Origin of the sequence: Plantibacter sp. VKM Ac-2885 (assembly GCF_015351205.1) — a bacterium.
GTDB classification, from domain to species: Bacteria; Actinomycetota; Actinomycetes; order Actinomycetales; family Microbacteriaceae; genus Plantibacter; species Plantibacter auratus.
Map to the genome: position 1 here is coordinate 2475433 of NZ_JADKSK010000001.1, position 19538 is coordinate 2494970.

The following is a 19538-nucleotide window of genomic DNA, read 5'->3' on the forward strand; positions in this document are numbered from 1 at the left end:
CCGGCTGCCGCCCGCCTCCGAGCGGGGTCAGCCGAGACAGTTCGGGCCGAGCAGGGACTTCAGCTCGCCGAAGAGTCCGGACGAGAGACTGACGCGATGGGGCAGCTCGAACACCCGCGCGATCTCGCCTCGGATGAGCTTCAATCGGACCTCGGTCGACCCAGCGTGCCGCGTCAGCACGTCGCTCAGCGTGGTCACCGTCTCGGTCGTCGCCCGGGCGTCGGCCATCGACAGCTGGAGCATGCGGTCGGCACCGGCCTCGGGCAGTTCGGGCGAGAAGATGCTGTACGCGTGGAGGTTCATCCCGTCGTCTCGGACACTGACCCGTCCGCGGACCACGACGATCGAGTCGCCGACGAGTTCGGAGGCGAACTCCTGATACGCCTTACCCATGAACATGGCGGTCATCTCGCCGCCGAAGTCCTCGACCTGGATCATGCCGTACTGGTTGCCGGAGGCCTTGGCGATCCGATGCTGGACACTCGTGACGAGCCCCGAGATCACGACGGTCTCGCCGTCCATGCCCTCGGAGGTCATGAGGTCGGTGATGGTCGTCGTGGCGTGCTTCGCCAACTCGATCTCGAGTCCGGCCAGCGGGTGGTCCGAGACGTACAGCCCCAGCATCTCCCGTTCGAAGTTGAGCTTGTCGCGCTTGCTCCAGTCGGGACGCGCGGGGACGCTCGCGAGCGGCACCTCGCCGACCTCGGCGAACAGGCTGTCGAAGTCGAAGCCGATGCTCCCGGACGCCTCGGCACGCTTGTCCTTCACGACCGAGTCGACGGCGTCCTCGTGGATCTCGTAGAGCGCACGTCTGCTGTCGCCCATGGAGTCGAACGCGCCGGCCTTGATGAGCGACTCGATGGTCCGCTTGTTCGCCACCGGCAACGGCACCTTGCGGAGGAAGTCGTGGAACGAGGTGAACCGGCCCTCGCGCTCGCGTGCCTGCCGGATGAGCTCCACGACGTTCGAACCGACGTTGCGGACGGCACCCAGACCGAACCGGATGTCCTCCCCGACTGCGGCGAAGAACCCGATGGACTCGTTGACGTCGGGCGGCAGGACCTGGATCCCCATGCGGCGGCACTCGTTGAGGTAGAGCGCCATCTTGTCCTTGGAGTCGCCGACACTCGTCAGCAGACCGGCCATGTACTCGGCCGGGTAGTGCGCCTTGAGGTACGCCGTCCAGTAGGAGATGACCCCGTAGGCGGCGGAGTGCGCCTTGTTGAACGCGTAGTCCGAGAACGGGAGGAGGATCTCCCACAGCTTGTTGACGGCCTCCATCGAGAAGCCGTTCGCGACCATGCCGCCGGAGAAGCCCTCGAACTGCTTGTCCAGTTCGGACTTCTTCTTCTTACCCATCGCACGACGGAGGATGTCGGCCTGCCCGAGGGAGAAGCCGGCGACCTTCTGCGCGATCGCCATCACCTGCTCCTGGTAGATGATGAGGCCGTAGCTCGTCGACAGGATCTCGGAGAGCGGTTCCTCGAGCTGCGGGTGGATCGGGGTGATCTCCTGTAGGCCGTTCTTCCGCAGCGCGTAGTTCGTGTGCGAGTTCGCGCCCATCGGCCCGGGCCGGTACAGGGCGATCAGCGCCGAGATGTCCTCGAAGTTGTCGGGCTTCATGAGGCGCAGCAGCGCGCGCATCGGTCCGCCGTCGAGCTGGAACACCCCGAGGGTGTCGCCTCGGGACAGGAGTTCGTACGCACCGCGGTCGTCGAGTTCGAGGTCTTCGAGGACGAGTTCGATGTCGCGGTTGCTCTTGATGTTGTCGAGTGCGTCGTTGATGATCGTCAGGTTGCGCAACCCGAGGAAGTCCATCTTGATCAATCCGAGGGACTCGCACGCCGGGTAGTCGAACTGCGTGACGATCTGGCCGTCCTGCTCGCGCTTCATGATCGGGATGATGTCGATGAGCGGGTCGCTCGACATGATCACGCCGGCCGCGTGCACGCCCCACTGGCGCTTCAGGTTCTCGATGCCGAGCGCGGTCTCGAAGACGGTCCGCGCCTCCGGGTCGGTGTCGAGGATGCCACGGAGATCGACCGCCTCCTTGTACCGCGGGTGCTTGGTGTCGAGGATGCCCTCGAGCGGGATGTCCTTGCCCATGACCGCCGGCGGCATGGCCTTCGTCAGCTTGTCGCCCATGCCGAACGGGAAGCCGAGGACGCGCGACGAGTCCTTGAGCGCCTGCTTGGCCTTGATGGTGCCGTACGTGACGATCTGCGCGACGCGCTCGTCGCCGTACTTCTCGGTGACGTACTTGATGACCTCGCCGCGGCGACGGTCGTCGAAGTCGACGTCGAAGTCGGGCATCGACACGCGGTCGGGGTTGAGGAACCGCTCGAAGATGAGGCCGTGGCGGAGTGGGTCGAGGTCGGTGATCTGCATCGCATACGCCGCCATGGAACCGGCACCGGAACCACGACCAGGACCGACCCGGATGCCGTTGCGCTTCGACCACTGGATGAAGTCGGCGACGACGAGGAAGTACCCGGGGAAGCCCATCTGCACGATGACGCGCGTCTCGTAGTTCGCCCGTTCCCGGACGTCGGCGGGGATCCCGTTCGGGTACCGCAGGTTCAGCCCGGTCTCGACCTCTTTGATGAACCAGCTCTCCTCGTTCTCCCCCTCCGGCACGGGGAAGCGCGGCATGTAGTTGGCCGAGGTGTCGAAGGCGACGTCGCACCGCTCGGCGATCGCGAGGGTGTTGTCGCACGCCTCGGGATACTCGCGGAACAGCCGGCGCATCTCGTCCGCGGACTTCAGGTAGAACTCGTCGGCGTCGAACTTGAAGCGGTTCGGGTCGTTGAGCGTGGAACCGGACTGCACGCAGAGGAGGGCGGCGTGCGCTTTGGCGTCCGCGGCGTGCGTGTAGTGGAGGTCGTTCGTCGCGAGGAGCGGGAGACCGAGGTCTTTCGACAGCCTGATGAGGTCGGCCATGACCCGGCGCTCGATCCCGAGCCCGTGGTCCATGATCTCGCAGAAGTAGTTCTCCGCGCCGAAGATGTCGCGGAAGTCCGCAGCGGCCTTGACCGCCTCGTCGTACTGGCCGAGACGGAGTCTCGTCTGCACCTCGCCGCTCGGGCAGCCGGTCGTCGCGATGAGGCCGGCGCTGTACTGGCTCAGGATCTCGCGGTCCATGCGCGGCTTGAAGTAGTACCCCTCGATCGACGCCTTCGACGAGAGCCGGAAGAGGTTGTGCATCCCCTCGGTCGTCTCAGAGAGCAAGGTCATGTGGGTGTAGGCGCCGGCGCCGGAGACGTCGTCTCCCCCACCGTCGCCCCACTTGATCCGCGTCCGGTCGCCGCGCGCGGTCCCCGGGGTGATGTACGCCTCGGTTCCGATGATCGGCTTGATTCCGGCATCGGTCGCCGTGCGCCAGAAGTCGAAGGCGCCGAACATGTTGCCGTGGTCGGTCACGGCGACGGCGGGCATCCCCTGCTCGACCGCGGCCTGGATGAGCGGCTTCACGCGGGCTGCTCCGTCGAGCATCGAATACTCGCTGTGGACGTGCAGATGGACGAACGAATCGGTGGACGTGGGCACGGACGGCGCCTCCGGGGATCGTGCTGTGGGGTTCGGCGCGGACGCCGAGGTGGTCTGTGATCCAGCCTAACCGTCACCGCTGACGGTCGACTCCTGCGACGTCGTCACGCATGGCGACGGGAGGGCTGGGCGTCGGCTCAGTCGAGTTCGAGCACGGACAGGGCGTGCTGGAGGTCCGCCGGATAGGCAGCCTCGAACCGCACGAACTCCCCCGTGGCCGGGTGGGCGAACCCGAGCTTCGTGGCGTGGAGCCACTGGCGGTTCAGCCCCAGCCGCGCTGAGAGCGCAGCGTCTGCTCCGTACATCGCGTCGCCGACGCAGGGGTGCCGCTGGGCCGCCATGTGCACGCGGATCTGGTGGGTGCGGCCGGTCTCCAGATGCACCTCGAGCAGCGAGGCGTACGGGAACGCCTCGAGCGTCTCGTAGTGCGTGATCGACGGCTTGCCGTCGGCGGTCACGGCGAACCGCCAGTCGTGACGCGGATGGCGGCCGATCGGTCCGTCGATGGTGCCGGCGAGTGGATCGGGATGCCCCTGCACCACAGCGCGGTAGATCTTCTCGACCTCGCGGTCGTGGAAGGCCCGCTTGAGCCAGGTGTAGGCCCGCTCGGTCTTCGCGACGACCATGAGGCCGCTCGTCCCGGCGTCCAGCCGATGGACGATGCCCGCGCGCTCGGCGGCTCCCGAGGTCGAGATACGGAAGCCCGCCGCCGCGAGGGCGCCGAGCACCGTCGGGCCCTCCCAACCGACCGAGGGATGCGCCGCGACGCCCGCAGGCTTGTCGACGACGACGATCTCGTCGTCGTCGTGGACGATGCCGAGGTCGGGGACGGCGATCGGGACGATCACGGCCTCCCGCCGAGGCGTCCATTCGATCTCGAGCCAGGCGCCGCCGAGCAGGCGATCGGACTTGTCGACCGACTTCCCGTTCATGGTGACACCGCCGGCCAAGGCCACCTCGGCAGCGTAGCTGCGCGAGAAGCCCAGGAGCTTGGCGAGTCCGGCGTCGACGCGCTCGCCGTCGAGTCCGTCGGGGACGTACAGACTGCGGGACTCGTTCACGGGCGACCTGCGTCCGGGCTCGCGTCGCCAGGCTCCGCAGGATCGAGGACGGCCGCGTCGGCTTCGGCCTCGCGGTCCTCCGCCTCCTGGGCGGCTCGTTCACTCGCTCGCGTCGTGCGCGTGCCGTCGAGGTTGACACCGAAGAGCGTCAGGAGGATGAACAGCGCCATGCTGACCACGATGCAGATGTCGGCCACGTTGTAGATCGCGGGGAGCATCCAGGGCGTCGAGATGAAGTCGACGACGTGGCCGAGGCCGAAGGACGGCTCTCGGAAGAGGCGGTCGGTCAGATTGCCGAGCACGCCGCCGAGGAGCAGACCGAAGACGATCGCCCACGCACGCGAACGGATGCGGCGCGCGAACCAGACGATGACGACGACGACGACCGCGGCGAGGATCGAGAAGATCCAGGTGTAGCCGGCCCCCAGCGAGAAGGCGGCACCCGAGTTCTTGACGAAGTACAGGACCAGCGCCTGTCCGAAGACGGGGACGGACTCACCGACCGTCAGGTTGGTGGTGACGAGGAACTTGGTGAACTGATCGGCCGAATAGGCCACGACGGCAACCAGCGCCAGGACTGCAAGAGTCCTGGCGCTGGCCTTCGACGGTGATGCGGGAGACAACCGGGTGTCTGCGCTAGACCGCTGCGCTGTCGGCGGTGACGCCGGACTTCGCATCGGGTGCGGAGCTCGACGACGAGGCGTCGAGGTCCTTCAGCTGACCCTCGATGTAGCCGCGGAGCTGCGAGCGGTACTCACGCTCGAAGTTGCGCAGCTCGTCGATCTTGTGCTCCAGCACGGAGCGCTCCTGCTCGAGGATCTGCATCTGTGCGCGCTGCTTGGCCTCGGCCTCGGCGACGACGCGTGCCGCGGTCGCGTGACCTTCGGCGATGAGTGCGTCGCGACGCTGAGCGCCCTCTGCGACGTGCTCGTCGTGCAGGCGGCGGGCCAGCTGCAGGAGGTTGTTGGAGCTCTCGGCCGTGTTGTCGGTCGACTCGGCGGCGGGAGCCGCTGCGGGTGCGACGACCGGAGCCGGTGCGGGAGCGGGCTCAGCCTTTGCGAGCGCGGCGGGAGCGGAGGAGCCGCCCTTCTGCAGCTCGGCGACCTTGGCCTCGGCCGCGGTCAGCTTCTGCTGGACCTCGTCCTTCTCCTGGATGAGGCGACGCAGCTCGACGACGACCTCGTCGAGGAAGTCGTCCACCTCGTCCTGGTCGTAGCCTTCGCGGAACTTGGTCTGCTGAAACCGCTTCTGGACCACGTCTTCGGGAGTGAGCGCCATAGCGAACCACCTTCACTGTCGAATCGAAAATCTGTGTACAACGCCCCCACGCTAGCAAAGTCTGACCCAGTGGGTGAGACATGTTGTCAGCGTCGGAGCTTCCCGTCAGGTGACGGGCGTTCTATCGTAGCCGCACAATCGTCGTGAACCCTCCGCGGGCACCGACGTCGGCGGCTACAGGAGCTGGACGAGCGTCATCGCGATGATGCAACACAGCATCGTCAGCGTCCAACCGAAGTCGAGCGCGACGGGACCGACCGCGACGCGCGGCAGGACACGGCGGAAGAACCGGATCGGCGGGTCGGTGACCGTGAAACTGAGCTCGGCGAGGACCAGGCCGACGCCCGACGGTCGCCACTGCGGGCGGAGTACCCGAGCCAGGTCGAGGATGAACCGCGCCCAGAGGACGAAGAAGTACAGGAGCAGCGCGAGATAGAGGATCGTGCCGATCACGGAGATGAGAGAAGCCACCCCTCGATTATGACTGAGCGAAGAAGGTCGCCTCGGTCGCTTCCGGTGCGCCCTGCCCGTTGTCGCCGGAAACGGCGACGTGCTCGGGCGAGAGCAGGAAGACCTTGCTCGTCACTCGCTCGATCTTCCCGTAGAGGCCCTGCGAGAGGCCACTGGCGAAGTCGATGAGGCGTCGGGCGTCGCCGTCGCTCATCTGGGAGAGGTTGATGATGACCGGGACACCGTCGCGGAAGCTCTCGGCGATGATCTGAGCGTCGCGGTACTGCTTGGGGTGCACCGTGAGGATCTCGTTGAGGTCGGAGCTCGGGGCGACCGGCTGACGGACCGGGACCGGCTTGCGCAGCGGGGTCACCGGAGCGGCCTTCTCGACGCGCTCGACACGCTCTGCGCGCTCGGGACGTTCTGCCCGGCGAGGCTCGGCCTGCTGCGTGGGCTCGGCCTGGGCAGCGTGCTGCTGCTCGTACTCGAGATCATCGTCGGCGAGCCCGAGGTACACCATGGTCTTCTTCAGTGGGTTCGACATCGTTTCCTCCGTGATCTGCGGTCCTTGCACCTTCGAGATTAACGTCACACCGGACGATTCCCGGTGATTGCCGTGCCGATGCGTAGGTGTGTCGCGCCCGCTTCGATCGCCTCGACGTAGTCGTGGCTCATCCCGATCGACAGGCCGTCGGCCTGCGGAGCGAGGGATCGCACCCGCGCGGACGCCGCGACGACCCGCGCGAACGCGGCGGCCGGCGGCTCGTCGAGCGGGGCGACGGCCATCACGCCTCGCAGGAGGACGCCTTCGGCTTCGAGCGCCTCCGTGGCGAGCGCTTCCAGCGCCTCGTCGCCGACCACACCGCCGCGACCCGGGTCGTCGGTCAGGTTCACCTGGAGGAACACCTCGAGGAGGCGGTCCGGTGACGACAGCGCGCGCAGGAGTTCGGGACGGTCCACCGAGTGCACGGCGTCGACGTATCGGCGCACCTGCTTGGCCTTGTTCGTCTGCAACTGGCCGATGAAGTGCCACCGCAACCCGAGTCCGGCGGCCACCTCGGCCTTGTCGCGGGCCTCCGGGTGTCGGTTCTCCCCCACGTCGGTGACCCCCGCGGCCGCGAGCTGCTCCACGAGTGCGACCGGATGGAACTTCGTCACGACGATGAGTGTCGGCTCGTCGGCGCGCCCGGCTGCACGGGCAGCGTCTGCGACGCGGCCGCGGATCGCGGCGAGGCGATCGAGCAGAGCCGGATCGGGCTCCGAAGAGCCCGACCCGGCCGGGGTGATCGTGTCGCCCACTACTTCAGGAAGTCGGGGATGTCCAGCTCACCCTCGTCGTCGAACGAGGGGTCGACGACGGCGGTCTCGACGACCGCATCGGGTTGACGGTGCGTCGCACCGGAGAAGGGCGAGGACGCGTTCTGCCTGGAGCCCCAGTCGCCACCCGAGGCGACCGGTGCCGCAGCAGGCGCCGAGCGGTGCTCGGACGACTCGGAGGCCGTGTTGGCCGAGGTGCTGATCGGAGCGCTGGGCGCCTCGTCCGAGGTGCTCATGACGCCGCCGGAGATGACCGCGTCAGCCGGTGAAGCAGCCGTCCTGGTGAGGGGCTCGCCACCGTCGAATCCGGCGGCGATGACCGTCACGCGCACCTCGTCGCCGAGGGTGTCGTCGACGACCGCACCGAAGATGATGTTCGCCTCGGGGTGCACGGCCTCCTGGACGAGCTTGGCGGCGTCGTTGATCTCGAAGATGCCGAGGTTCGAGCCACCCTGGATGGACAGCAGGACACCGTGGGCGCCCTCGATGCTCGCTTCGAGCAGCGGGGAGGCGACGGCGAGTTCAGCCGCCTTGATGGCACGATCAGCGCCACGCGAGGAACCGATACCCATGAGGGCGGAGCCGGCCCCCTGCATGACCGACTTGACGTCGGCGAAGTCGAGGTTGATGAGGCCGGGGGTGGTGATGAGGTCGGTGATCCCCTGGACACCGGCGAGCAGCACCTGGTCGGCGGTCGCGAACGCCTCGAGCATGCTGATCCCGCGGTCGCTGATCTCCAGCAGGCGGTCGTTCGGCACGACGATGAGCGTGTCGACCTCCTCCTTCAGGCGGGCGACGCCGAGCTCGGCCTGGGCCTGACGGCGACGACCCTCGAAGCCGAACGGCTTCGTGACGACACCGATGGTCAGCGCACCGATCGACTTCGCGATCCGCGCCACGACGGGTGCGCCACCGGTTCCGGTACCGCCACCCTCACCGGCGGTGACGAACACCATGTCGGCGCCGGCGATGGCCTCTTCGATCTCCTCGGCGTGATCCTCCGCCGCACGGCGTCCGACCTCGGGGTCGGCACCGGCGCCGAGGCCGCGGGTGATCTCGCGGCCGACGTCGAGCTTGACGTCGGCATCGCTCATCAGCAGCGCTTGCGCGTCCGTGTTGATGGCGATGAATTCCACGCCTCGGAGGCCGAGCTCGATCATGCGGTTGACCGCGTTGACACCGCCGCCGCCGATACCGACGACCTTGATGACGGCGAGGTAGTTCTGGTTTGTAGTCACTTCAGGCCTCCGTGAGAACTCTCAACCTCTAGTTAAGGTTTAAAGTTATGCTGCGTATGCATTTTCTGTCCTGAGCACGACGTTAGGGCCCAGCCCCGACCGTGTCGGGACGCTTCCGGGCGTGTCGGCACATCGACGGGAATATCCCGGTGCGCTTCCTCAGCGGACGATCGCGGCGGACGGCGACGACACGTCGTACTGGTTCACCTGGGACGGGTCGGTGGCCGCCATCGTGGTCGCGAGGATCCGCGCTTTCAGGACCGAGTCCTCCGCACTCCCCCACACGACCTCGGCGGGCGAGTCCACGAGCGTGAGGGTGACGTCGTCCGCGGTCGACGCCGAGACCGACGCCACGCGGGCGCGGAGATCCGTCGGGAGCGCCCGGATCACCGCGGCCGCGGCGACGAAGCCCTTGGAGGTCGGGCCGCCGGTGACCATGAGCGTCGGATACCCGGCGATCGGCTGGTCGCTGCGCTCGATCGTGACCCCGGCTGCATCGACCAGGGTGTACACCGATCCGGACTGCAGCACACCCACCGGTTCGCGTTCGACGATCCGCACGACGAGTGTGCTCGGGGGCTGGGATTCGAGGGAGTAACTCGCGATGAGCGGGTATCCGACGAGCACCGCCTTGACGGCTCCCGCGTCGACCAGTGCGAGTGGGCGACCCAGCTGGTCGCTGAGCGCCTCGGTGATCTCGGCCTGGTTCACCCGGCTCGCACCGACGACCTCGATGGACCGGACGGCCAGCAGCGGCGAATAGGCTCCGGCGAGCGAGACGACGATCAGGACGCCGAGGATCGCGGCCGCGATCACCCACGGACGGTGGCGGCCGCGTTTGCGGGCCGTGAACCGACGGATCTCCTGGCGTTCGTGACGACGTCGCAGCTTGGCGGCCTCACGCGGGGTGAGGAACGCCTCATCCTCCGGTTCGTCCGGGCGCTCCAGGGTCGCCGTCGCCGAGGCGGAGGACGCCGCCGCCGGTTTCGCGTCGACCTTCGACGATGGTGCCGGCGTCGATGAGGCCGACTTCGACTTCGCCTTCGACTTCGAGCCCGACGGCTGGGACGGTGCGCCGGCACCCGACCGCTTCGGCCGGAGCCGCGCGGCGTCCAGCTCGATGACGTCCGTCTCCTGCTCGGCGACGGGCTCAGCAGGCGCGCCGGCGCGGTCCACCGGCGCGGACGCCGACGGTCGCGTCCGACGCTCGGGGCGCGGGCTGGCCGCGGGGTCGAAGCCGTCCGGGCGTTTCACCGGACGCCCATCAGACGGACTCGCGACCGGCGATGGCCTCGAGGAGCTGCGGCACGATCCGATAGACGTCGCCACATCCGAGCGTGATGACGAAGTCGCCGGGTCGCACGACCGTCGCCGTGTAGTCCGCGGCGCGCTGCCAGTCGTCGATGTATGCGACGCGGTCCGCGTCGGAGAACCGGGTCGACACGGTCGCACCGGTCACACCGGGCTCGGGGTCCTCGCGCGCGCCGTAGACCTCGAGCACGACCGTGTGGTCGGCGTACCGTTCGAGGGCGTCGGCGAACTCCTGGGCGAACAGGCGGGTCCGGCTGTACAGATGCGGCTGGTGGACCGCGATGATGCGTCCGTCGCCGACCACCGTGCGCGCTGCGGCGAGGGCGGCGGCGACCTCGGTGGGGTGGTGCGCGTAATCGTCGTAGACGCTCACACCGTCGACGACACCGTGCAGTTCGAATCGACGCTGCGTCCCGCCGAAGGCGGTGATACCTCGGAGCGCGTCCGCCGGGTCGAACCCGACACCGACGAGGACCGCGAAGGCGCCGGCCGCGTTGATGGCGTTGTGGCGCCCGGGCACGCGGAGGGTCGCCGCGTAGCTGGTGCCCTCGTAGCTGAGCTGGAACGAGACCGGGCCGGTGGAGCCGACGTCGTGCAGTCGGACGTCCGCGTCGGCGGCCTCTCCGAAGGTCAGCACGCGTTTGCCGTCGGCGGCCGCGCGGAGCGCCGGGGTGATCCGGACCGCGCCGGCGTCGTCCGAGGAGATGACGACGAGTTCGCGTGCCTGCTGGGCGAAGGTCACGAACGCCTGCTCGAACGCTTCGAGCGAGCCGTAGTGGTCCAAGTGGTCGGGGTCGATGTTCGTGATGAGCGCGACGGCCGTGTCGTAGAGCAGGAACGAACCGTCGGACTCGTCCGCCTCGACGACGAACAGTTCTCCGGCGCCGCGGGCCGAGCTCAGCCCGAGGGACTCGATCACGCCACCGTTGACGAAGCTGGGGTCGGCACCGAGCTCCAGGAGCGCCGTGATGATCATGCCGGTCGACGTCGTCTTCCCGTGTGCCCCCGCGACGGAGATGAGTCGCGTACCGGAGGTCAGCCACGCGAGCGCCTGCGACCGGTGCAGGATCGTCAGACCCCGTTCCTTCGCGAGCAGGTACTCGGGGTTGTCCGCCCACAGCGCTCCGGTCACGACGAGGGTGTCCGCATCACCGACGTTCTGCGCATCGTGGCCGATGGCGACCGGGACCCCGAGTTCGCGGAGGGCGTCGATGTTCTTCGACTCGCGCACGTCCGAGCCGGTCACGCGTGATCCGGCGCTCACGAACAACCGTGCGACGCCGCTCATCCCGCTGCCGCCGATGCCGACGAAGTGCACGACGCCGAGGTCGGCGGGGATCTCGACGGTGGGGTCTGGCTTGATCACGGTGTCACGCTTTCTGGGAAGACTGGATCACCGGCCGCGCACGCGCTGCACCGATGGTTGGAGCGCCTCATCGATGAGGGCGATGACGCGAGCCGTGCCGTCGGAGACACCGACGCTCTTGGATTGGGCGGCCAGGTCGTCGACCCGGTGCCGATCGCTCAGCAACGGGACGAGGTGCTCATGCACCCAGGCCGGCACGAACTGCGCGTCATCTACCATAACCGCTCCCCCGGCCCGCACGACGTCGGCGGCGTTGAAGCGCTGCTCACCGTTGCCGACCGGATAGGGCACGTAGACGGCCGGCAGTCCGACCGCACACAGCTCGCTGACCGTGGCGCTGCCCGCACGCGACACCGCGAAGTCGGCTGCGGCGATGGCGAGCTCCATCCGGGAGCAGTACTCGAGCAGGTGGTAGTAGTCGACACCCGGATCCGAGATCTCGCTCTTCGCACCCGTGATGTGGAGCACCTGCCAGCCGGCCGCGACGACGTCCTCGGCGCTCTGACTCATCGTCGCGTTGATCCGTCTCGCGCCGAGCGAACCGCCGGTGACGAGCAGCAGCGGTCGGTCCGACACGAGGCCGAACTCGGCGAGGGCCGCCGGCCGGAGCGTCTCGCGGTCCAACTCCTCGATCTCGCGACGCAGCGGCATGCCGACGAAACGTGCATTGCGGATGGGCGTGTGGTGGAATGCGACACCGACGTAGGGCGTGTACCTCGCACCGAGTCGGTTCGCGAGGCCTGGACGCGCGTTCGCTTCGTGGATGACCAGCGGGACGCCGGCGCGCCTGGCCGCCGTGTACGCCGGCGCGGCCGCGTAGCCACCGAAACCGATCACGACGTCCACGCGGTGCTTTCGGATCATCGCGACGACGGCTGCGACCGCCCGGCGGAGGCGACCGGGGAAGCGGAGTGCGTCGATGTTCGGACGGCGGGGGAAGGGCAGTTTGGGGATCGCGAGCAACTCGTAACCGCGTTCCGGGACGAGTCGAGCCTCAAGGCCCTCCGCCGTGCCGACGACGAGGATCGTCGCTTCAGGGTCTCTGGCGCGGAGTCCGTCGGCCACCGCCAACAGCGGATTGACATGGCCGGCGGTGCCGCCGCCGGCGAGAAGGTAGGTGGTCATCGGGTGACTCCGGAGGATTGGGGACGTCGAGCGGGTGACCGACGGGACTGCTGGGACGCGGGGCGCCCCCGCTCCCGGGCGAACGACAGGACGATCCCGATCGCGACGAGGGTGGTGAGCAGCGCCGTGCCGCCCGAGGACAGGAGTGGTAACGGCACGCCGAGCACCGGGAGGACTCCGAGGACGACGCCGATGTTCACGAGTGCCTGGCCGATGATCCAGGCCATGATGGCGCCGGTGGTGATCCGGACGAAGGAGTCGTCGCTGGTACGGATCACCCGGATGAACATGACGGCGAGGAAGACGAACAGCCCGAGGACGAGGACGGCGCCGATGAGGCCCAGCTCCTCGCCGATCGCCGCGAAGATGAAGTCGTTCGAGATCGCCGGCAGCCACCCGTACTTCGCGCGCGAGTTGCCGAGACCGACGCCCCAGAGGCCGCCGTTCGCCAGCGCCCACGTGCCGTGGGTCGACTGCCAGTCGGCGTTCTCGTAGTCGCCCTTGCCGTCGCCGAAGAACGCCATGATGCGCTGCATGCGGTTGGCGCTCGTGACGGCCATGATGAGGAACAGCACAGCCCCAGCGACCACCGGGATCGCGATGTAGCGCAGTCGCACTCCGGCGAAGTACAGCGCCGAGAACACGATGAGGGCCATGATCACGACGGTACCGAGGTCGCCACCGAGCAGGACGAGGCCGATGGAGAGACCGGCGAAGGGGATGACCGGGATCAGGGCGTGCTTCCACTCGAGGAGACGCGGTTGCTTGATCGTCAGCACGAGCCCGAGCCACACGACCAGCGCGAGCTTGACCGCTTCCGAGGGCTGCGCGGTGAAGCCGCCGATCTCGATCCAGTTGCGGTTGCCGCCGATCTCGTAGCCGAGCGGTGTGAAGACGAGCAGTTGCAGGCCCATCGCGACGAGGAGGAACACCCACGCCCACTTCTTCCAGAACCGTGCCGGGAAGCGGCTCACGATCAGCATGAGCGGGACACCGATCATCGCGAACGTCGCCTGGCGCCAGAACAGCCCGAAATACCCGTCGCCGGCTTCGTAGGACTCGACGGAGGACGAGGACAGCACCATGACGAGCCCGAGCCCGACGAGGAAGAGGGTGACACCCAGCAGGAGGAAGTAGTTCTTCGACTCCGGACGCAGCACCTTGCCCAGCGAGATCCGCGCACTCGACATGCCTCTCGGCGACGTCGGCGCGTCGGGTGTCCCACTACCTGAGGCGGTCCCCATCATCCGGGACGACGACGACCGCACGCGGCGCGGGTCAGCGCGAGGCGGATCGATCATCCGCCTCACCTCCCAGCTCTGCTTCGACGGCGGCCTGGAACAGGCGACCACGGTGCCCGTAGTCCGTGAACTGGTCCATCGAGGCGGCTGCAGGAGCGAGGAGCACGGTGTCCCCTGCCTGCGCGACCTCGGCGGCCCGGCGAACGGCCTCCGGCATGACGTGTTCAGTCTCCGCTGCGTCGACCTCGATGACGGTCAGCGTCGGCGCGTGTCGCGCGAATGCCGCGAGGACCTCCGAGCGGTCGGCGCCGATCACGACGGCCGCGCGCAGGTGGTCGGCGTGCCGCTCCACCAGACGATCGATCGAGACGCCCTTCAACAGGCCTCCGACGATCCACACCACCGAGCGGTAGGCGGCGAGCGATGCGTCGGCGGCGTGCGGGTTGGTGGCCTTCGAGTCGTCGATCCAGTCCACCTCGAGCCTCCGGGCGATGAGCTGGATCCGGTGCGCGTCCAGACCGAACGACAGCAGGGTGTCGCGCACGGCCTCGACCGTGATGCCGGCGGCCCGGGCGAGTGCCGCTGCCGCCAGGATGTTGGCGACGATGTGCGGGGCGGCGAGCCCGCGCTGGGCGAGCGCTTCGACCGTCGTGATCTCGAGGGCGCTCGTCCGACGGTCGTCGAGGAACGCGCGGTCGACCAGGATGCCGTCCACGACGCCGAAGTCGCTCGGTCCGGGGACGTCGAGGCCGAACCCGACGGCGCGGGCACCGTCGACGACCTCGGCCTCCTCGACCATCGACATCGTCGCCGCGTCAGCGCGGTTGTAGACGCACGTGACCTTCGTGTTCTCGTACACCACGGCCTTCGCCGCCCGGTACGCCTCGGCGGAGCCGTGCCAGTCGAGGTGGTCGTCGGCGAGGTTCAGGCAGACGCTGGCGAGCGGTGAGACGATGCTCCGACCGCCCTGCAGGCCGAGGGTGTGCAACTGGTAACTCGAGAGCTCGACGACGAAGAAGTCGAAGCCCTGCGGATCACGGACGGCGTCCAGGACCGGGACGCCGATGTTGCCGCAGGGCGCCGCGCGGAAGCCCGCCTCGACGAGCATCGACGCCGTCAGCTGAACGGTCGTGGTCTTGCCGTTCGTGCCCGTGACGCAGATCCACTCGGCCGGGGTGCCGACCTTGTCGCGGACCCGCCAGGCGAGCTCGATGTCGCCCCAGACGGCGACCCCGGTCGCATGTGCCCAGGTGACGACGGAGTGGTCGGGGTGGAATCCGGGTGAGACGACGACGAGTTCCGGAGCGAACTCGACGAGCTCGGACGGAACGGTCGACAGGTCCCGCTGGATGAGCCGCGCACCGATGACGCCGACGAGTTCGGCGCGTTCGTCCGCGGCCTCGCCTGCCAGGACCAGTACCTCCGAGCCGAGCTCGGTGAGCGTGTCGGCGACGGAGAACCCGGTCATCCCGAGCCCCAGGACGGCGACCCGGAGTCCCCGCCAGTCGGCGTGCCAGCTCCGGAGTCCGTCGAGGCGCTCGGCGCTCAACGGCTCAACCACTCGAGGTAGAAGGAACCCACACCCGCGGCGACGAGCAGACCACCGATGATCCAGAATCGGACGACGACGGTGACCTCGGCCCAACCCTTGAGTTCGAAGTGGTGGTGGATGGGGCTCATGAGGAAGATGCGCTTGCCGTGGGTGACCTTGAAGTAGGCGCGCTGCACGATCACCGAACCGGCCTCGATCACGAACAGCCCACCGACGAGCACCAGGAGGAGCTCGGTCTTGCTGAGGATGGCCAGAGCCGCGAGCGCTCCACCGAGCGCCAACGAACCGCTGTCACCCATGAAGATCTGCGCCGGCGAGGTGTTCCACCAGAGGAACCCGATGAGCGCGCCCACGATCGCCGCCGCGACCACGGCGAGATCGAGCGGGTCCCGGACGTCGTAGCACTTGTACGCCACGTCGGAGGCGAGCGAGGAGCTGAAGCACGACTGGTTGAACTGCCAGAACCCGATGATGATGTACGAGCCGATCGCGAGGATCGAGGCGCCGGTGGCCAGCCCGTCGAGCCCGTCGGTGACGTTCACACCGTTCGACGTCGCAGCCACGATCACCGAGGTCCAGAGGATGTAGAGCAGGATGCCGATCACCGGGATGCCGATCGCCATGAAGTTGATCGGGATGTCGCGGATGATCGAGATGTTGGTCGACGCCGGGGTGAACCCCTCGGTGTTCGGGAAGTTGATCGCGAGGACGGCGAAGACCGTCGCGACGATGAGCTGTCCGGCGACCTTCGCCCACCCGCCGAGGCCGAGACTCTGCTTCTTCCGCACCTTCAGGAAGTCGTCGATGAACCCGACGATGCCGAGACCGACCATCATCAGCAGGACGAGGAGCGCCGAGACGCCGACCTGTTCCTGGAAGATCAGATAGCTCGCGAAGAAACCGACGAGGGTGCCGACGATGATGATGACGCCGCCCATCGTCGCGGTCCCGCGCTTCGTGTGGTGGCTCTGCGGTCCGTCGTCGCGGATGAACTGGCCCCAGGCCAGCTTGCGGAACGCTCTGATGAAGAGCGGGGTCAGGAAGAGGGAGAACGCCAGCGAGATCGCTCCCGCGGCCAACAGGACTCTCATGCGTACAACTCCCCCAGTCGATCGCCCAGCAACCGGAGTCCGGCCGCGTTCGACGATTTGACGAGCACGGTGTCGCCCGGGGCGATCTCCGCGCTCAAGTACGCGAACGCCTCGTCCGCGGTCGCGAAGTACACCGACTCCCCGTCCCACGACCCTTCGTTGATCGCGGTGATGTGCATGCGGCGGGCCTCGGGGCCGACCACGACGAGGCGGCCGATGCCGAGCCGGACGACCTGGAGCCCGATCCGGTCGTGTTCCTCGCCCGCCCAGTCGCCCAGTTCGCTCATGGCGCCGAGGACCGCGATGGTCCGGCCGCGTTCAGCACCGATCTGGGCGAGGGTCCGGATGGCGGCCGACATCGAGTCGGGGCTGGCGTTGTAGGCGTCGTTGATGATGGACACGTCGTCGCGTCCACCGAGGGGCTCCATCCGCCAGCGCTCCGCCCGGCTCACGCTCTCGAGGGCGTCGACGATCAGGTCGATCTCCCCACCGAGTTCGTGGGCGGCTGCGGCCGCGGCGAGGGCGTTCATGACGTGGTGCTCGCCGAGCACCTTGAAGCGGACGGGCGCAGAGGAACCGTCGGGCAGGTGCAGCGTGAACGCGGTTCCGGACGCCGTCGCGACGATGTCGGTCGCGCGAACGGCGGCGCGATCGTCGAGGCCGAACCAGAGCACGCGTGCCCGGGTGGCGTCGGCCATGCCCGCCACCCGTGGATCGTCGAGGTTGAGGACGGCGACGTCCTCCGGGAGCAGCTCGGACACCATCTCGGTCTTCGCCGTGACGGTCGCTTCGATCCCACCGAACTCCCCCGCGTGGGCGAGTCCGACCTTCAGGACCACGCCGATGTCGGGCTTCGCCATGCGGATGAGTCGGGCGATCTCGCCGATGCCGCTGGCACCCATCTCCGCGACGAGGAACCGCGTCTCGTTCGTCACGCGCAGCATGGTGATCGGTGCACCGACCTCGTTGTTGAAGGAGGCCTTCGGGCTGACCGTCTCGCCGACCCGCTCGAGGACCGCGGCCAGGAGGTTCTTGGTCGTGGTCTTGCCGTTGGATCCGGTGATGCCGACGATCCGGAGTCGTCCGAGCGCGCGCACCCTCGAGATGACCTCGGTGGCGAGGGCGCCGAGCGCGGTCACGGAGTGCTCGACGACGATCTGCGGCACGGCGACGGCCAGTTCCCGTTCGACGATGAGCAGGGCGGCGCCGTTCGCGACCGCCGCATCCGCGAACAGGTGTCCGTCGGTCTCCTCGCCGGGCTTCGCGACGAAGATGTCGCCGGGCGTGATGAGTCGGGAGTCGGTGTCGGCGACGCCGGACACGACGAGGCCGGGGTCCGCCGAACCGGGGATCAGTCGGCCGTCGGTCGCAGCAGCGATCTCGGTGAGGGTCAGGTCGATCATCAGAGCCACCCTGCCTCTCGCAGCGCCTCACGCGAGTCGTCGCGCGCCGAGTACGGGAGCTTCACACCGGCGACCTCGTGGTAGTCCTCATGCCCCGGTCCGGCGTACAGGATGGTGTCGCCCTGACCGGCAAGCGCCAGCGCCGTGCGGAAGGCGGTCGCCGGATCGGCGACCTCGTGCAGCTCGCCGTGCGGCGCGGCTTCGCGGGCGGCCTCGAGGAGCACGCGTCGGATCGACGCCGGGTCCTCGCTCCGTGGGTGGAAGTCGGTGACCACCACGACGTCGGCACCCCGTGCAGCGATCGCACCCATGTCGCGACGCTTCGTCGTGTCGCGGTCTCCGTCGGCGCCGAACACCATGATCACGCGGCCCGGCGTGACGGCGCGGATGGCTGCGAGGGTGTTGAGGAACGCGTCGGGACTGTGCCCGTAGTCGATGTACACGACCGGGCCGCGGTCGCCACTGATCCGCTCGGCCCGCCCGGGGATGTAGGCGTCGATCCCACCGTCCCGTTCGAGGGCCTGGGCGATCATGTCGAACTCCACGCCGGACTCGACGAGCATCACGATCGCGAGCGCGGCGTTCGCCGCCATGAACCAGCCGAGCAGGGGCACGCTCGTCACCAGCACCCGGTCGCCGGGGCCGTCGAGTCGGAACGTCGTGGAGCCGGCGGTCTCCTCGAGGATCGTCATGCGCCAGTCGGCGTCGACCTCCGGGCGGGTCGTCAGGGTCGTCACCGGGATCCGGCTCTGCTCGACGAGTCGGCCGCCCCACTCGGAATCGATCGTGACGACACCACGTCGTGCGCGATCGGGTTCGAACAGCTCCCGCTTGGCCGCGAAGTACTCGTCGAAGTCGCCGTAGTCGTCGAAGTGATCGTGACTGAGGTTGGTGAAGCCGACGACGTCGAAGACGATGCCGTCGACGCGGTGCCTGGTCAGCGCCTGGGCGGAGACCTCGATGGCGACCGCGCGCACCTCGGACTCGCGCATGCGTGCGAGCAACGCGTGCAGCTCACTGGCCTCCGGCGTGGTGAGGGAGCTCGTCACCGCGAGCTCGCCGATGCGCCGCTCCGCAGTGGAACTCAGCCCGGAGACGATCCCGAGTTGCGCGAGCATGCCGCTCAGGAGGTAGACCACGCTCGTCTTGCCGTTGGTGCCGGTCACGCCGAACAGCGTCGGCGGCTCCTCGGCGGTGCGGTACACCCAGGCTGCGAGGTGCCCGAGGGCGGCACGCGGCTCGGGCACGACGATGATCGGCAGACCGGCCGCTGCGGCCAGGTCTCGTCCGGCGTCGTCGGTGAGCACGGCGACCGCGCCGCGTCCCTTCGCCTGCTCGGCGTATGCGGCACCGTGGGCGCGGACACCCGGCATGCCGATGTAGAGGTCACCGGGCTCGACGGCACCGGAGCTCAGGCTGACACCGCTGATCTCCACGCCGTCGGCCGAGCCGTGCAGGTCGAGGTCGAATTCGGTCACCAGCTGCGAGAGCGCCCGCCGTTGCGGATGTTCCGGCCTGAGGCTGATCGGGCCCTGATTGTTCACGCTGAGCCCATCCTT

General features: G+C 68.4%; 16 protein-coding genes. All 16 read right to left on the bottom strand.

Going from position 1 to position 19538, the window contains the following annotated elements; all coding sequences use genetic code 11:
* Positions 1–27 precede the first annotated feature (27 nt).
* The 16 genes from dnaE to ITJ66_RS11905 all read right to left on the bottom strand — a co-directional run bounded on the left by dnaE (position 28) and on the right by ITJ66_RS11905 (position 19523).
* Complete coding sequence (gene dnaE, locus ITJ66_RS11830; protein WP_370582639.1) at positions 28–3492, bottom strand: DNA polymerase III subunit alpha; 3465 nt, start codon at positions 3490–3492, stop codon at positions 28–30.
* Between the two features lie 191 nt (positions 3493–3683).
* Positions 3684–4607 (bottom strand): RluA family pseudouridine synthase, encoded by a 924-nt coding sequence (locus tag ITJ66_RS11835; protein WP_192017907.1) that lies wholly within the window; start codon positions 4605–4607, stop codon positions 3684–3686.
* Positions 4604–5284, bottom strand: coding sequence for a signal peptidase II (gene lspA / locus ITJ66_RS11840; protein ID WP_079706010.1), 681 nt, complete (start codon positions 5282–5284; stop codon positions 4604–4606). Before lspA ends, ITJ66_RS11835 begins: the two co-directional genes overlap by 4 nt.
* Positions 5244–5885, bottom strand: coding sequence for a DivIVA domain-containing protein (locus ITJ66_RS11845; RefSeq protein ID WP_079706011.1), 642 nt, complete (start codon positions 5883–5885; stop codon positions 5244–5246). Before ITJ66_RS11845 ends, lspA begins: the two co-directional genes overlap by 41 nt.
* A 174-nt stretch (positions 5886–6059) precedes the next feature.
* Positions 6060–6356 carry a YggT family protein gene (locus ITJ66_RS11850; RefSeq protein WP_064296991.1) on the bottom strand — a complete coding sequence of 99 codons (297 nt, stop codon included), beginning with the start codon at positions 6354–6356 and terminating at the stop codon, positions 6060–6062.
* A 7-nt stretch (positions 6357–6363) separates the two neighbouring features.
* Positions 6364–6879 (bottom strand): cell division protein SepF, encoded by a 516-nt coding sequence (locus ITJ66_RS11855; protein ID WP_064296992.1) that lies wholly within the window; start codon positions 6877–6879, stop codon positions 6364–6366.
* A 44-nt stretch (positions 6880–6923) separates the two neighbouring features.
* The gene (locus tag ITJ66_RS11860) at positions 6924–7634 is read right to left on the bottom strand and encodes a YggS family pyridoxal phosphate-dependent enzyme (protein ID WP_370582630.1); all 711 of its coding nucleotides are present in this window, start codon (positions 7632–7634) and stop codon (positions 6924–6926) included.
* Positions 7634–8890 (bottom strand): cell division protein FtsZ, encoded by a 1257-nt coding sequence (gene ftsZ, locus ITJ66_RS11865; RefSeq protein ID WP_137241624.1) that lies wholly within the window; start codon positions 8888–8890, stop codon positions 7634–7636. The genes ITJ66_RS11860 and ftsZ overlap by 1 nt, the downstream gene beginning before the upstream one ends.
* A gap of 159 nt (positions 8891–9049) precedes the next feature.
* Entirely contained in the window at positions 9050–10144 is a 1095-nt protein-coding gene (locus tag ITJ66_RS20170; RefSeq protein WP_194644652.1) for an FtsQ-type POTRA domain-containing protein, read from the bottom strand.
* Between the two features lie 10 nt (positions 10145–10154).
* Positions 10155–11567 (bottom strand): UDP-N-acetylmuramate--L-alanine ligase, encoded by a 1413-nt coding sequence (murC, locus tag ITJ66_RS11875; protein WP_194644653.1) that lies wholly within the window; start codon positions 11565–11567, stop codon positions 10155–10157.
* Positions 11568–11594: 27 nt separating this feature from the next.
* The gene (locus ITJ66_RS11880) at positions 11595–12692 is read right to left on the bottom strand and encodes a glycosyltransferase (protein ID WP_194644654.1); all 1098 of its coding nucleotides are present in this window, start codon (positions 12690–12692) and stop codon (positions 11595–11597) included.
* Positions 12689–13882 carry a putative lipid II flippase FtsW gene (gene ftsW, locus ITJ66_RS11885; protein ID WP_228498104.1) on the bottom strand — a complete coding sequence of 398 codons (1194 nt, stop codon included), beginning with the start codon at positions 13880–13882 and terminating at the stop codon, positions 12689–12691. Before ftsW ends, ITJ66_RS11880 begins: the two co-directional genes overlap by 4 nt.
* A gap of 88 nt (positions 13883–13970) precedes the next feature.
* Entirely contained in the window at positions 13971–15482 is a 1512-nt protein-coding gene (gene murD, locus ITJ66_RS11890; protein ID WP_194644655.1) for a UDP-N-acetylmuramoyl-L-alanine--D-glutamate ligase, read from the bottom strand.
* On the bottom strand, positions 15479–16576 hold the full coding sequence (mraY, locus tag ITJ66_RS11895) for a phospho-N-acetylmuramoyl-pentapeptide-transferase (protein WP_086473215.1): 1098 nt from the start codon (positions 16574–16576) through the stop codon (positions 15479–15481). Before mraY ends, murD begins: the two co-directional genes overlap by 4 nt.
* A complete protein-coding gene (gene murF, locus ITJ66_RS11900; protein ID WP_192017903.1) occupies positions 16573–17979 on the bottom strand; it encodes a UDP-N-acetylmuramoyl-tripeptide--D-alanyl-D-alanine ligase in 1407 nt (468 codons plus the stop codon). Before murF ends, mraY begins: the two co-directional genes overlap by 4 nt.
* The gene (locus tag ITJ66_RS11905; protein ID WP_229938929.1) at positions 17979–19523 is read right to left on the bottom strand and encodes a Mur ligase family protein; all 1545 of its coding nucleotides are present in this window, start codon (positions 19521–19523) and stop codon (positions 17979–17981) included. The genes murF and ITJ66_RS11905 overlap by 1 nt, the downstream gene beginning before the upstream one ends.
* Between the last annotated feature and the right edge of the window lie 15 nt (positions 19524–19538).